12 protein-coding genes are annotated in these 13,411 nt (G+C 65.3%); 5 read left to right on the plus strand and 7 right to left on the minus strand.

The features are described from left to right. Nucleotides 1-160: 160 nt before the first annotated feature. Genes ABIB66_RS13165 through ABIB66_RS13180 form a run of 4 tightly spaced genes read left to right on the plus strand, consistent with a single transcriptional unit; the run spans nucleotide 161 to nucleotide 4,074 of the window. Nucleotides 161-814: a tetratricopeptide repeat protein gene (locus ABIB66_RS13165; protein ID WP_354254927.1), complete on the plus strand. Its 654-nt coding sequence runs from the start codon at nucleotides 161-163 to the stop codon at nucleotides 812-814. Nucleotides 815-840: 26 nt separating this feature from the next. Continuing rightward, on the plus strand, nucleotides 841-1,389 hold the full coding sequence (locus tag ABIB66_RS13170) for a hypothetical protein (RefSeq protein WP_354203996.1): 549 nt from the start codon (nucleotides 841-843) through the stop codon (nucleotides 1,387-1,389). A gap of 49 nt (nucleotides 1,390-1,438) precedes the next feature. Next, a complete protein-coding gene (der, locus tag ABIB66_RS13175) occupies nucleotides 1,439-2,821 on the plus strand; it encodes a ribosome biogenesis GTPase Der (protein ID WP_354203994.1) in 1,383 nt (460 codons plus the stop codon). Then, nucleotides 2,818-4,074 carry a TCR/Tet family MFS transporter gene (locus ABIB66_RS13180; RefSeq protein WP_354254928.1) on the plus strand — a complete coding sequence of 419 codons (1,257 nt, stop codon included), beginning with the start codon at nucleotides 2,818-2,820 and terminating at the stop codon, nucleotides 4,072-4,074. Before der ends, ABIB66_RS13180 begins: the two co-directional genes overlap by 4 nt. Before the next feature lie 112 nt (nucleotides 4,075-4,186). Here ABIB66_RS13180 and ABIB66_RS13185 read toward each other — a convergent pair whose 3' ends face one another. The 7 genes from ABIB66_RS13185 to ABIB66_RS13215 form a co-directional block, all read right to left on the minus strand. Further along, complete coding sequence (locus ABIB66_RS13185) at nucleotides 4,187-5,413, minus strand: ABC transporter substrate-binding protein (protein ID WP_275167232.1); 1,227 nt, start codon at nucleotides 5,411-5,413, stop codon at nucleotides 4,187-4,189. A gap of 170 nt (nucleotides 5,414-5,583) precedes the next feature. Next, nucleotides 5,584-6,732 carry an NHL repeat-containing protein gene (locus ABIB66_RS13190; protein WP_354203990.1) on the minus strand — a complete coding sequence of 383 codons (1,149 nt, stop codon included), beginning with the start codon at nucleotides 6,730-6,732 and terminating at the stop codon, nucleotides 5,584-5,586. Nucleotides 6,733-6,810: 78 nt separating this feature from the next. Next, a complete protein-coding gene (locus ABIB66_RS13195; protein ID WP_354203988.1) occupies nucleotides 6,811-7,551 on the minus strand; it encodes an SDR family NAD(P)-dependent oxidoreductase in 741 nt (246 codons plus the stop codon). Nucleotides 7,552-7,688: 137 nt separating this feature from the next. Next, entirely contained in the window at nucleotides 7,689-9,194 is a 1,506-nt protein-coding gene (gene purF / locus ABIB66_RS13200; RefSeq protein WP_007609288.1) for an amidophosphoribosyltransferase, read from the minus strand. A 27-nt stretch (nucleotides 9,195-9,221) separates the two neighbouring features. Then, nucleotides 9,222-9,851, minus strand: a complete 630-nt coding sequence (locus ABIB66_RS13205) for a CvpA family protein (RefSeq protein WP_007592055.1) — start codon at nucleotides 9,849-9,851, stop codon at nucleotides 9,222-9,224. A gap of 166 nt (nucleotides 9,852-10,017) precedes the next feature. Next, entirely contained in the window at nucleotides 10,018-11,463 is a 1,446-nt protein-coding gene (radA, locus tag ABIB66_RS13210) for a DNA repair protein RadA (RefSeq protein ID WP_027517500.1), read from the minus strand. Between the two features lie 101 nt (nucleotides 11,464-11,564). Continuing rightward, complete coding sequence (locus ABIB66_RS13215; RefSeq protein WP_354203985.1) at nucleotides 11,565-12,290, minus strand: sulfite exporter TauE/SafE family protein; 726 nt, start codon at nucleotides 12,288-12,290, stop codon at nucleotides 11,565-11,567. 195 nt (nucleotides 12,291-12,485) lie between these two features. Between ABIB66_RS13215 and ABIB66_RS13220 the strand changes: the two genes are divergently transcribed. After that, the gene (locus tag ABIB66_RS13220) at nucleotides 12,486-13,346 is read left to right on the plus strand and encodes a L,D-transpeptidase (RefSeq protein WP_354203983.1); all 861 of its coding nucleotides are present in this window, start codon (nucleotides 12,486-12,488) and stop codon (nucleotides 13,344-13,346) included. Nucleotides 13,347-13,411 lie beyond the last annotated feature (65 nt).

Raw genomic sequence — 13,411 nt, forward strand, 5'->3', positions numbered from 1 at the left:
GGCGGTCTCTCCGGGCTGTCCCGGGTGGTTAACGCCTTGATCGGGCTCGCTTTGCCTTGCCACCGCCATATCGTTAGGGTACCCCGCCGCCACGTGGGGACGGGATTCCTGACGCGAACGCTTTGGCGCGCGCACCCGGACGGGCATGGGATTAGCATAAGTGTCTGAATTATTTGACGAAGTTGATGAGGAAGTACGTCGCGAACAGCTCAAGAAGCTGTGGGACAAATATTCGATTGTCTTCATCGCCCTGATGGTGCTGATCGTCGCCGCCGTGGGTGGCTGGCGCGCTTACCAGTATGTGGAGGCCAGGAAGGCTGCCGAGGCCGGCGCCGCCTTCGAGAAGGCCGCCGAGCTGTCCGATCAGGACAAGCATGCGGAGGCCCAGGCGGCCTTCACCGAGCTCGCTGCCAAGGCTCCATCAGGCTATCGCACCCTGGCGCGGCTGCGTGCTGCGGCCGAGGCGGCAGCCCGCGATCCCAAGGCAGGCGCCAAGCTGTATGACGACATCGCCGCCGACCGCAGCACAGGCGGCGAGTGGCAGGATCTGGCAAAGATCCGCGCCGCAGGCCTCCTGCTCGACAGCGCCGGCTATGCCGACATGCAGCAGCGGCTGGACGCCTCCACCGCGCCCAAATCAACCTTCCGTCATACCGCCCGCGAGATGCTGGCGCTGTCGGCCTGGCGCAACAACGACATGACCGCGGCCCGCAAATGGCTCGACGCGATTGCCGAGGATGGCGAAACGCCGCCCGGCCTGCGCTCACGGGCCGAGGCGCTGCAGGCCCTGCTGCCGCCCGTAGCGAAGAGCTGAGCCGAGAGCTGAGACGAGATACCGATATGCGCCGCACGCCACGCTTGATCGCAGCCGCCGTCCTGATCGCCTTCACGGGCGTGCTGGGCGGTTGCTCCAGCTTCGATCCGAGCGACATGCTCGACTTCCTCGATACCAAGAAGAAGCTGCCGGGCGACCGTAAGCCGGTGTTCCCGGAAGGCGTGCCGGGACTCGAGCAGGGTGTGCCCAAGGATATGTACAAGGGCGCGCAGCAACTGCCCGATCCGAACGGACCCGCCGTCGCGGCCTTGCCTGTGGAGCCTCAGCCCGAGCCGAAGCCGGCGAAGGGGGCCAAGGCGAAAAAGACCAGGCAGCCGGCCAGCGCGGCCGTCGCGCCGGCTGAGGCGCCCGCCGGCGAAGTCGATGGCGAGGCCCAGCCCGAGGCCGCGCCGCCCGCGGCCGCTCCGCCGCCCAGGCAGAAGATCGTGCGCAAGCGCACCACCGCGCCGCCGCCCGATCAGCCGGTCCAGCAGGCGCAGCCGACCCAGACCACCCAGCAGCAAACGCAGGGCGCCTTCCCGGCGCCGATGCCGAGCGGCAGCTTCTCGCGCTGATAATTTCATTTCATTGACAGGCGCTGCTCCGGCAGCGCACGAATGACCCATGTCCTTTAAGATTGCCATTATCGGCCGACCCAATGTCGGCAAGTCGACGCTGTTCAACCGCCTGGTCGGGCAGAAGCTCGCGCTTGTCGATGACCTGCCCGGCGTCACCCGCGACCGCCGCGAGGGCGAGGCCAGGCTCGGCGATCTCGACTTCACGATCATCGACACCGCCGGCCTCGATGAAGGTGCCAAGGGTTCGCTGACTGCCCGCATGCAGGAGCAGACGGAGGCCGCGATCGCTCAGGCCGACGCGCTGTTCTTCGTGATCGATGCCCGTATGGGCCTCACGCCCAACGATCGCGCCTTCGCCGATTTCGCCCGCAAAGCCAACAAGCCGGTGCTGCTCGTCGCCAACAAGAGCGAAGGCAAGCATGGCGATGCCGGCGCGATGGAGGCTTTCGCGCTCGGCCTCGGCGATCCCATCCAGATCTCGGCCGAGCACGGCGAGGGCATGGGTGAGCTCTACGACGCTCTTAGAGTGCTTATGCCGGAGCCGGTGGAGGACGATGACTTCGAAAACGACGAGCCGCTGACGGAGGAAGAGGCCGCTACGCGTCCGATCCGGGTCGCGATCGTCGGCCGGCCCAACGCCGGCAAGTCGACGATGATCAATCATCTGCTCGGCGAGGAGCGCCTGCTGACGAGCCCGGAGGCAGGCACCACGCGCGATTCCATCGCGGTCGAGATCAATTGGAAGGGCCGCGAGTTTCGCGTGTTCGACACCGCAGGTCTGCGCCGGCGCTCGCGGATCGAGGAGAAGCTCGAGAAGCTCTCGGTCGCCGACGCACTGCGCGCGGTGCGCTTTGCCGAAGTCGTCGTGATGATGATGGATGCGCAGAACCGCTTCGAGGAGCAGGATCTTCGCATCGCCGACCTGATCGAGCGCGAGGGTCGCGCCGTCGTGCTCGCCGTCAACAAATGGGACCTGATGGAGAGCAAGGGTGGCGGCGCGATCTCGAACCTGCGCCGCGATGCCGATCACTTGCTGCCGCAGATCAAGGGCGTGCCGATCGTCGCCGTCTCCGGCTTGATGGGCGAGGGCATCGATCGATTGATGCAGGCGATCCAGGATGCCTATGCGCTTTGGAACAGGCGTGTGTCGACGGCGGCGCTGAACCGCTGGTTCGAGGAGGCGGTCCAGGCCAATCCGCCGCCGGCCGTGTCCGGCCGACGCCTCAAGCTGAATTACATCACGCAGACCAAGGCGCGCCCGCCGAGCTTCGTGCTGTTCTGCTCGCGCGCAGACGCGGTGCCGCAGTCCTATCTGCGCTATCTCACCAATTCGCTGCGTGAGGCCTTCGAGCTGCCGGGCACGCCGGTGCGTATCACCCTGCGCGAGAAGGCCAATCCGTTCGCCCATAAGCGCAAGCGGCCGTCGTGAGCAACGATGCCGGCGAGGCGATGGCGCAGGGCGCAGCGCCAGTCCGGCGCGGTGCGGTCGCCTTCATCTTCGTCACCATCCTGCTCGACATGCTCGCGCTCGGCGTGATCATGCCGATCCTGCCAAAACTGATCGAGAGCTTCGTCGACAACGACACGGCGCATGCGGCCCGCATCTTCGGCCTGTTCGGCACCGCCTGGGCGCTGATGCAGTTCGTGTTCTCGCCGGTGCTCGGCGCGCTGTCGGATCGCTTCGGGCGGCGGCCGGTGGTGCTGCTGTCGAATTTCGGGCTCGCGGCCGACTACGTGCTGATGGCGCTGGCGCCGTCGCTGGTCTGGCTGTTCATCGGCCGCGTCATCTCGGGCATTACCTCGGCGAGCATCTCGACCGCCTTTGCCTATATCGCCGACATCACGCCGCCGGAGCGGCGCGCGGCGGTGTTCGGCAGGATTGGGGCTGCGTTCGGCGCTGGCTTCGTGCTGGGCCCGGCGCTGGGCGGCCTGCTCGGCGATATCGATCCGCGCCTGCCATTCTGGGCCTCGGCGGCCCTGAGCTTTGCCAACGCGCTCTATGGGCTCTTCGTTCTGCCGGAATCGCTGGCGCCGGACAAGCGTGCGCCGTTCCGCTGGAGGAGCGCCAATCCGCTCGGTGCGCTCCGCCTGCTGCGTTCCAACGCGGTGCTCGCTGCGTTGTCCGTCGTCAACTTCATCGCGCAGGTCGCGCATGTCGTGCTTCCCTCGACCTTCGTGCTCTACGCCACCTATCGCTACGGCTGGGATTCGAAAACCGTGGGGTTGACGCTGGCGATGGTCGGCATCTGCGCCATGGTGGTGCAGGGGCTCGCGATCGGCCCGATCGTGCGCGTGCTCGGCGAGCGCAACGCCTTGTTGATGGGCCTGTGCTGTGGCGCGATCGGCTTCGTGATCTTCGGCGCGGCGCCGACCGGGCCGCTGTTCTGGATCGGCATTCCCGTGATGTCGCTGTGGGGCATTTCGGGCGCCGCCATGCAATCACTGATGACGCGCCTGGTCGCGCCCGATCAGCAGGGCCAGTTGCAGGGCGCGACCGCGAGCGTGCAGAGCGTGTCGCAGCTCGTCGGCCCGTTCCTGTTCACGCTGACGTTTTCATACTTCATCGGCGCCAGCGCGCCATGGCAGCTGCCCGGGGCGCCGTTCCTGCTCGCGGCGGTCTTGATGGTGGTGTGCGTGGCGATCGCGGTGCGGGCGCTGGGAGCGGCGAGATCAGAACCGTAGGGCGGATTAGCGAAGCGTAATCCGCCACCTTGTCCGACGCGCGAGAAGAGGTGGGTTACGTCCTGCAGACTGCGCTTTGCGCAGCCGCAGAGCTAACCCACCCTACGACTTCTTACTTCTTCACCAACGGACACTCGCTGTCCTTGAGCGGCTTGGCTGCGTCTTCCGCCGCGATCGTGGCGATCTGCTTGTAGTAGTCCCACGGTCCCTTCGATTCTTCGGGCTTCTTCACCTCGAACAGATAGGCCGGGATGAGACGGCGCCCGTCCGCGCGCAGCGGGCCGTTGCCGAACAGCGGGTCGTCGGTCGGCAGCTCCTTCATCTTGGCGACGACCTTGGCACCGTCATGCGGGTTGCCGCCGAGCGCGTCCATCGCCTTCAGATAATGCAGCACCATCGCGTAATTGCCGGCCTGGGTCATGGAGGGCATCGCATTCTTGCTGGCCAGCGCCGAGAAGCGCTTCGACCAGGCGCGGGTCTGGTCGTTCATGTCCCAATAGAAGGATTCCGTGAAGGTCAGGCCTTGGGCGGTCTTCAGACCCAGCGAATGCACGTCGTTGATGAACAGCAGCAGCGCCGCGAGCTTCTGCCCGCCCTGCACAATGCCGAACTCGGCGGCCTGCTTGATCGCATTGGTGGTGTCGCCGCCGGCGTTGGCGAGACCGACGATCTTTGATTTCGACGACTGGGCCTGCAGCAGGAAGGAGGAGAAGTCTGCGGTGTTGAGCGGATGCTTGACACCACCGAGCACCTTGCCGCCATTGGCGGTGACGACGGCGCTGGTATCGCGCTCCAACGCATGTCCGAACGCGTAGTCGGCGGTGAGGAAGAACCAGCTGTCGCCGCCGGCCTTGGTCAACGCCTTGCCGGTACCGTTGGCGAGCATGTAGGTGTCGTAGGTATAGGAGACCGTGTTCGGTGTGCAGGCCTTACCCGTGAGGTCCGCGGTGGCGGCGCCCGAATTGAGCAGCACCGCATTCTTCTCCTTGACGAGGTTGCTCACCGCGAGCGCCACGCCGGAGCTCGGCGTGTCCGCGATCGCATCGACCTTGTCGTTGTCGATCCATTGCCGGGCGATGTTAACGCCGATGTCGGGCTTGTTCTGGTGGTCGCCGCTCAGCACGTCGATCTTCCAGCCCTTCTTGAGCAGGCCGGAATCCTCGACCGCCATCTTGATCGCGACCACGGAGTTCGGGCCGCCGATGTCGGCATAGAGGCTGGACATGTCGTTAAGCACGCCGATCTTGACGGTCTTGTCCTGGGCGTAGGCGGATGTGGCAAAACCGAAGGCGGCACAGGCCAGAAGGGCCGCGGAGCGGCGCGCGAACGTCGTCGTCATAAAAGGTTTCCTCCATTGTCAAACATGCGGACAGCTCTCTTGGATGGGAGCCTTGTTCCGGCTGATGGCTCTACCGTGTCCCACGGCCGGCGGCAATGCGCCTAAAGCCGGATGACGCTGAGTCGCAGCGTCATCCCTCCGTTAACTTTTGGGTAAAATGCGTCGAGACGCTATTTCAGCGCGTCCGACGTCAACTTGAATTTCTGGATGCGCTTTCCGGTGTCGACCTCGGCGGTATAGACGTTACCCTTGGCGTCGATCGCCATGGCATGCACCCAGTGCAATTGTCCGGCGTTGCGGCCGCTGTGCCCGAAGCTTCCGACCACGCTGCCGTCCTCGCGCTTGATGACCCTGATCTCGTTGTTTTCGCCGTCCGCGCTGAGCAGCCAGGTCTGCTTCGGATCGGGCCAGATCGCGATGTCCCACACCGCGCCGTTGCCGAGCGTGTTCTTCTCGAAGAAGAACTCCTTCACGAAAGTGCCGTCCTTCTTGAAGACCTGGATGCGGTTGTTGATGCGGTCGCAGACGTAGACGAGACCGTCATTGGCGAGCTTTACGCAATGGACGGGATTGCCGAACTGCTGCGACACCGGCGCTTTGGGATCGTACGCCGCCTGCTTGGTGTCGTCGGGCTTGTTGCCGTAGGCGCCCCAATGCCGCTTGTAGGCGAGAGTGGTCGCGTCGAAGACGATGACGCGGCGATTGCCGTAGCCATCGGCGACGTAGATTTCGTTGGCGGTCTTGTCGATCGCGGTCTCGGCGGGCTTGCCGAGCTGCGTCGTGTCGTTGCTGCCGAGGCTCGGCGCGATCTTGCCGATCTGGGCGACGAACTTGCCGTCGAGGGTGAATTTCAGGATCGCGTTGTCATTGTCGGCATTGCCGCCGACCCAGACGAAGCCGCGCTCGTCGACCTCGATGCCGTGCTCGCGGCCGACCCATTCATAGCCTTCGCCCGCGCCGCCCCACGATCGCAGCAGATTGCCGTCGCTGTCGAATTCGAGCACCGGCGGCGCCGAGACGCAGCATTTCGAGCGCGGCGGGGTGAGGCTCGCGCCTTTCTCGTCGTCGGTGAGCGAGCGCGGCCGATGGATCACCCAGATGTGGCCCTGCCAGTCGACGGTGATGCCGCCGACCTGACCGAGGATCCAGTTGTTCGGCAACGGCTTTGGCCAGGAAGCATCGACCGCGAAGGTCGGGACATCGCCGGCGGTTGCCGCGCCCGGGAGCGCAAACGCCACGGCCGCGATCAGGACGGAGCGGATGCGAGAGACATTTGCGAGCGCATTCGTTGAGCCTGCGCGATTCCGCCATGACGCCATGGCAACCTCCCTTTTTTGGCCTGCAGCTTGCTGCCGCTTGAGCGCGGGCAGTCAATCGCGGGGAGGCCGTCAAGTCAATCAGGCCGGCGAGCGGAAGCTCATCAGGCTGCGGCTCTTGTAGTCGTAGAACTTGCCGGTCTCGGTCCAATCAGGCGCGCACATCGGCACGATCAATTCGGCGACCTGCTCGGCTGTATCGAGCGTCGCCGGATCCTCGCCCGGCATCAGCGTCGCGCGCATGCGGGTGCGGACGGGGCCGGGATTGAACAAATTGACGCGCAGCTTGGTATTCGCGGTCTCCTGCGCCCAGGCGCGCGCCAGCGTTTCCAGCGCCGCCTTGGAGGCGGCGTAGGGGCTGACATAGGCGGTCGCCTTGTTGGCAGCGCCGGACGTGACGAACACCGCGCGACCGGCGTCGGACTGCTTGAGCAGCGGCTCCATGCAGCGGATCAGCTGGAAGTTCGCGGCGACGTTGACCGCCATCACGTCGGTGAAGGCCTTCAGCTCGATATGGCCGATCGGCGAGGAGGGGCCGAGCACGCCCGCATTGCCGACGAGGATGTCGAGCTTGCCGTAGCGTTCGTGCAGGCCGGCGCCCAGCCGCGCGATGCCGTCGGAATCAGTCAGGTTGAGCGGCACCAGCGTTGCGCTGCCGCCGTCCTTGCGGATCTCGTCGTCGAGCTCTTCCAGCCCGCCCTGCGTGCGCGCCACGGCGACGATATGCGCGCCGGCCCTGGCCAGCGCTTTTGCCGTGGCAAAACCGATGCCGCGCGAGGCGCCGGTGACGAGAGCGATGCGGTTGGCGAGGGGATTTGTCATGGCCGGGTTTTACAGGCGTAGATGGCCGGGACAAGCCCCCAATACGCCGTCATTCCGAGGCGATGCGAAGCATCGAACCCGGAATCCAGAGGTTGCAAGAAAATCCTGCGGACCGCCCCGGGATGACGGCTGCGCCGTCAGCTCGCCTCCGCCAGCAGCGACAATTGCCGGGGCTGCTGCTCGGTCTGGGTCTGGTCGGTGAGGTGGGTCGGATAGGCCCCGGTGAAACAATGATCCGAGAATTTCGGATTGGCGGGGTCGCGGCCGGGCTCGCCCATGGCGCGGTACATGCCGTCGATCGACAGGAAGGCAAGCGAGTCGGCGCCGATGATCTCGCGCATCTCTTCGAGCGAGTGCGTCGCCGCAAGAAGACCACCGCGGTCCGGTAGGTCGATGCCGTAATAGTCGGGATAGAGGATCGGCGGCGAGGCGAGGCGGAAGTGCACTTCCTTGGCGCCGGCATCGCGCATCATGCGCACGATCTTCTTCGAGGTGGTACCGCGCACCAGCGAATCGTCGATCAGGATGATGCGCTTGCCTTCGATCGCGGCGCGGTTGGCCGAATGCTTCATGCGTACGCCGGATTCGCGGATCGCTTGCGTCGGCTGGATGAAGGTTCGGCCGACATAATGGTTGCGGATGATGCCGAGTTCGAACGGGATGCCGGAATGCTGGCTGTAGCCGACTGCCGCGGGCACGCCGGAATCCGGCACCGGCACCACGACGTCGACCGGCACGTGGCTCTCGCGCGCAAGCTGGGCACCGAAGGCCTTGCGCACCTCGTAGACCGAGCGTCCGTGGACGATGGAGTCCGGACGGGAGAAGTAGATGTACTCGAAGATGCAGGGCCGCGGCGCGATCGGCGGGAACGGCTTGTGAATGTCCTGACCGTTCTCGTCGAACACGATCACCTCGCCGGGCTCGATGTCGCGGACGAAGCGTGCGCCGATGATGTCGAGGGCGCAGGTCTCGGAGGTCAGGATCGGGCAACCATCGAGTTCGCCGAGCACCAGCGGACGGATGCCGCGCGGATCGCGCGCGCCGACCAGCTTCTTGTTGGTCAGCGACACCAGCGCATAGGCGCCCTCGATCTCGCGCAGCGCGTCGATATAGCGCTCGATGAAGCGACTGCGCCTGGAGCGCGCGACCAGGTGCAGGATCACCTCGGTGTCGGTGGTCGACTGCATCATCGCGCCGTTCTTCACGAGCTCGCGGCGCAGCGTCAGGCCGTTGGTGAGGTTGCCGTTGTGGGCGACAGCAAGGCCGCCGGCATTCAGTTCGGCGAACAGCGGCTGCACGTTGCGCAGGATGGTCGCGCCCGTGGTGGAATAGCGGACATGGCCGACTGCCATTGTGCCGGGCAGGCGGTCGATCACCTCGCGGCGGGAGAAGGTGTCGCCGACGAGACCGAGGCGGCGTTCGGAATGAAAGCGGCCGCCGTCATAGGAGACGATGCCGGCGGCTTCCTGGCCGCGGTGCTGAAGGGCGTGGAGGCCGAGCGCCGTGATGGCGGCGGCATCGGGGTGGCCGTAGATGCCGAAGACGCCGCATTCCTCGCGCAGCGTATCCCCCTCCAGATCGTCTTGAAGTTCCAGCGCGGCCGGGCCGAGATCAAGTAGGGCGTCCTGGTCAGGATTTCGCATCTCGTCCGAGCCTCTCGTTAGGGCTTATCAACGCGCCGCGGGTTTCTCGATCAGCTTTTTAAGGCTGTCACGAGCCGGTTTGCTGTATCCGTCGCCACTGCCCGAAGGCTGCTGCTCGGAATCAGTTTGCTCTTCATCTGGTTTGTTTTTCTTGAATCTCTTCAAGATGGTGTTCTCGGGGTCGTCAGGCAAGAGGGCCATCAGCCAATCGCCGGTTCCCTGCAGCACCACGCGGGATTTGGCCCCCGTGACCCAATCCGGGCGCTGCTTGTCCGGCACCAGCCAGGTGAAGAACAGGAACGCGACCACGACGATCAAAAGCCCGCGCGCCAGCCCGAACAGAAAGCCCAGGGTGCGGTCCAGCGCGCCGATGCGCGAATCCAGGATCATGTCGGAGATCCGGACCGTGATCACGGAGACCACGACCAAAGTGCCCACGAACACGCCGGCGACCACGACCACGCTCGCGACGGTATCGTTGTTGAAGTAGGTCTTTGCGGTCGGCAGCAGCTTCGAGAATGAATAAAGGGTGACGATTGCCGCCGTGCCCCAGGCCGCGATCGACAGGATTTCGCGCATGAAGCCGCGAACCATGGCGAGCAGGCCCGAAATCAGCATCACACCGAGCAGGATCAGGTCGAGGATAGTTACTGGCATCGGCTGGTCTGGTCCGCTCGTACTTCAAGGTGCTCAGCGAATCGGTGTTTGGCCGCCCGCCCTAAGTGAGGGCCAGACGACGTTCCCGGCAAGGCCGCAACCACGCAATCCCATGCTGCTTTTGTGACGGCTGTATAGCGGCGAGGGCGGGGGACGTCACCACCGGCTAACCCTCTCCACGGCGGAATCTTGCCGGTGTGGCATTTTTCTCTGCCGGCGCACTCGAGTCGCCCCGCCGGGACCCGCGTGCGGCGATCTCGGCGACCAATGTCGTCAGGCTGTTGATCGCGTTCAGCGACAGGCCGGCATCACCGCCGGCTTCGCCCCGGGCCGATTCGGGCAGCACGGCACGCTGAAAGCCGAGTTTTGCCGCTTCTTTCAGCCGGGCCGGGGTCTGCGCCACCGGGCGCACCACGCCGGACAGCGAGATCTCGCCGAAATAGACCGCATCGGTGGGTAACTGCGCATTAACCAGCGAGGACACCAGCGCCGCGGCGGCGGCCAGATCGGCCGCGGGCTCGTGGATGCGCAGGCCGCCCGCGACGTTCAGATAGACGTCGTGGCCGGACAGCTTGACCCCGCAATGGGCTTCCAGCACCGCCAGCACCATCGACAGCCGGCTCGGATCCCAGCCGACCACGGCCCGGCGCGGGGTGCCGAGCGAAGTGGGTGCCACCAGCGCCTGCAATTCGACCAGAACGGGCCTTGTGCCCTCGATGCCCGCGAAGACTGCGGTGCCGGGCGTGCCGAGATCGCGCTCGGACAAAAACAGCTCAGAGGGGTTGGTGACTTCGCGCAGGCCAAGCCCGGTCATCTCGAACACGCCGATTTCGTCGGTCGGCCCAAAACGGTTCTTCACGGCACGCAGAATGCGGAATTGCTGCGAGCCTTCGCCCTCGAACGACAGCACGGCGTCGACCATGTGCTCGACCACGCGAGGGCCTGCGATCTGGCCGTCTTTGGTGACATGGCCGACCAGGATGATGGCCGCACCGGTCCTTTTGGCAAAACGGATCAGCGCCTGTGCCGAGGCGCGCACCTGCGTCACCGTGCCGGGTGCCGATTCCACCGTGTCGGTCCACATCGTCTGGATCGAATCGATCACGATCAGCCGGGGCACCGCACCCTCAGACAGCGTCGAGACGATGTCCTCGACAGACGTTTCGGCGGCGAGCTGCACCGGCGCATCCGACAGCCCGAGCCGTTCGGCGCGCAACCGCACCTGCGCGACCGCCTCTTCGCCGGAGATGTAGACGACGCGGTGCCCGGCGCGCGCGAGCAGGCTCGTGGCCTGCGTCAGCAGCGTCGACTTGCCGATGCCGGGATCGCCGCCGACCAGAAGCACCGAGCCGCGCACGAAGCCGCCGCCGGTCACGCGATCGAGCTCCGTCATGCCCGAGGACAGGCGCGGGGCGTCCTGGGTTTTTCCGGACAGGCTCTCCAGCGCGAACGTCCGCCCCTTGCGCTTGGAGCGGATCGACACCGGCACGCTGCCGGTCGTGTCCTCCTCCGCGAGCGTATTCCACTCGCCGCAGGACTCGCACTTGCCCTGCCAGCGGTTATAGGCCGCGCCGCAGTTCTGGCAGACGAAGGAAAGTGTGTTCTTGGCCATGAGGACAGCGAGTTCGGGACAGCGAGTCGGGGTTTCAGGTTTGCTGATAGCACGGAATGACAGGTCGAGAGAGTGAGCCCGGGCGCACCCCGAAAGCCCGGCTACGCCTGCGCCGCGTTCCAGAGCATGGAGAGGCCGGCCGCGATCATGATCGCGTCCATCACCACGCGGAACATCTCCGGCTTCAGGCGCAGCACGAAGCGTTTGGCGATGAAGGCACCTGCCATCAACGAAGATCCAGCGATCAGGCCTTTGACGAACACATCGCCGGTCAGCGCGCCGAACCGTTCGAAGGTCACTGATTTCGCGATATAGAGCCCGAGCGAAGAAGCCGCTTCGGTGGCGAGGAAGGCGCCCCGGGACAAGCCGTAGAACAGGAACAGCGGGACGCTGAGCGGGCCGGTGGAGACGACGATGCCGGTGAGGTAGCCGATCACGGCCCCGCCGATCGCCAGATGCCAGAGATTGGCCTTGAGATCGTGCCGCGCCAGCCAATGCCGCACCGGCACCATCGCGATCAGGAAGACGCCGATGGCGAGATCGACGGCGTGCGAGGGCAGGGCCAGCAGCGTCCGCGCGCCGAGCACGGCGGCTGGAATGCCTGTCACCGAATAGGCCGCGCAGGCCCGCCAGTCGACCTCGCGCCACCAGGCCAGGATTCGTGAGAAGTTGGCCATGACAGCGGCCACCGCCATGATCGGCACCGCCTCCTTTGGCCCGTAGGCATAGACCAGTACCGGCATCAGCATGATCGACGAGCCCGTGCCGACGATGCCGGAAATGGTGCCTGCGACGAGGCCGACGATGAGGACGAAGAGGAAAGCCAAAACGGTCTCCACGAATCGGGAGAGTTTAGCCGCGGCCAGCGGCGCGGGCGATCCGCGAGGCGAGGGAACCCTATCTTGCGAACGAGAGCCCGGCGTTAACCATCGAGGATGGTTCCAGCCTCAGCGAAATCGCTTCGAAGTTTCTTAAATTTTAATGGGTACCTCTCGTGGGCATAGTGACCAGGGGGAAAGAGTATGGGTAAGCGGGCCAAACGCGGAAAGGCGGAGACGTTCGCAATCCCGATGGCCGCACGAGTTGCAATTGGCGCCGTGGCTGTTGGCGCGTTGGGGTACGGTTTGCTGTCCCGGCCGGCGAACGTGCAACCGACACGAAAGCCGTCCGCGCACGAAGCCCAAGCGTCGTCAACTCCGGTTTACGTCGCAACGCCAGTTCATGCACCACCGTCAGCCCCGGCTCCGGCTCCGCTTCCGGCCCCTCTGGTCGAACCGCCCAAAGCGGCCGACGTTCCCGGAGCATTCGTTCGGCAGGTGGTCGACTACGCCAGCCGCCAGTCTCCGGGCACCGTGATCATCGATACCAAGAACACATTCCTCTATCTCGTCCTGAACGACGCGCAAGCACTGCGCTACGGCATCGGTGTTGGCCGCGAAGGTTTCACATGGTCCGGTGAGCAGACGGTGGCTCGCAAGGCAGAATGGCCGGACTGGCATCCGCCTGCGGAGATGGTCTCGCGTCAGCCTTATCTGCCGCGGTTCATGGCAGGCGGTCCCGGCAACCCGCTCGGCGCTCGGGCGATGTATCTGGGCGAGACCGAATATCGAATTCACGGCACCAACAAGCCCGATACGATCGGGAAGCGTGTCTCGTCCGGCTGTATCCGGCTGACCAATGAGGACGTCGTTGATCTCTATGATCGCGTGAAAGTCGGCGCGAAGGTGATCGTGCTTCCGACGACCGTTGCCCGCCGACCACCCCAGGGAGCGCCGGCCGACGCCGCTTTCCGATTACCGGACCCGGCATCGCCGTCGAACCGGTTCTCGGCAACTCACGCGCAGATGCCGTCATCTGGACCGAGGATCGCCGAGGCCCGGTAACGCGTCCTCCGTCGCCATCCTGCAACTGAGGACAAGGCGCCAATGCAAGGCGCCTACGAGGTCAG

Source organism: Bradyrhizobium sp. F1.13.3 (genome assembly GCF_040548265.1).
Lineage (GTDB): Bacteria > Pseudomonadota > Alphaproteobacteria > Rhizobiales > Xanthobacteraceae > Bradyrhizobium.

Bases quoted from the DNA above. Each gene is read 5' to 3' on its own strand.
- ABIB66_RS13220 (WP_354203983.1), top strand. From the start codon at position 12,486: ATGGGTAAGCGGGCCAAACGCGGAAAGGCGGAGACGTTCGCAATCCCG.
- ABIB66_RS13190 (WP_354203990.1), bottom strand. From the start codon at position 6,732: ATGGCGTCATGGCGGAATCGCGCAGGCTCAACGAATGCGCTCGCAAAT.
- ABIB66_RS13195 (WP_354203988.1), bottom strand. From the start codon at position 7,551: ATGACAAATCCCCTCGCCAACCGCATCGCTCTCGTCACCGGCGCCTCG.
- der (WP_354203994.1), top strand. From the start codon at position 1,439: ATGTCCTTTAAGATTGCCATTATCGGCCGACCCAATGTCGGCAAGTCG.
- purF (WP_007609288.1), bottom strand. From the start codon at position 9,194: ATGCGAAATCCTGACCAGGACGCCCTACTTGATCTCGGCCCGGCCGCG.
- ABIB66_RS13170 (WP_354203996.1), top strand. From the start codon at position 841: ATGCGCCGCACGCCACGCTTGATCGCAGCCGCCGTCCTGATCGCCTTC.
- ABIB66_RS13185 (WP_275167232.1), bottom strand. From the start codon at position 5,413: ATGACGACGACGTTCGCGCGCCGCTCCGCGGCCCTTCTGGCCTGTGCC.
- ABIB66_RS13205 (WP_007592055.1), bottom strand. From the start codon at position 9,851: ATGCCAGTAACTATCCTCGACCTGATCCTGCTCGGTGTGATGCTGATT.
- radA (WP_027517500.1), bottom strand. From the start codon at position 11,463: ATGGCCAAGAACACACTTTCCTTCGTCTGCCAGAACTGCGGCGCGGCC.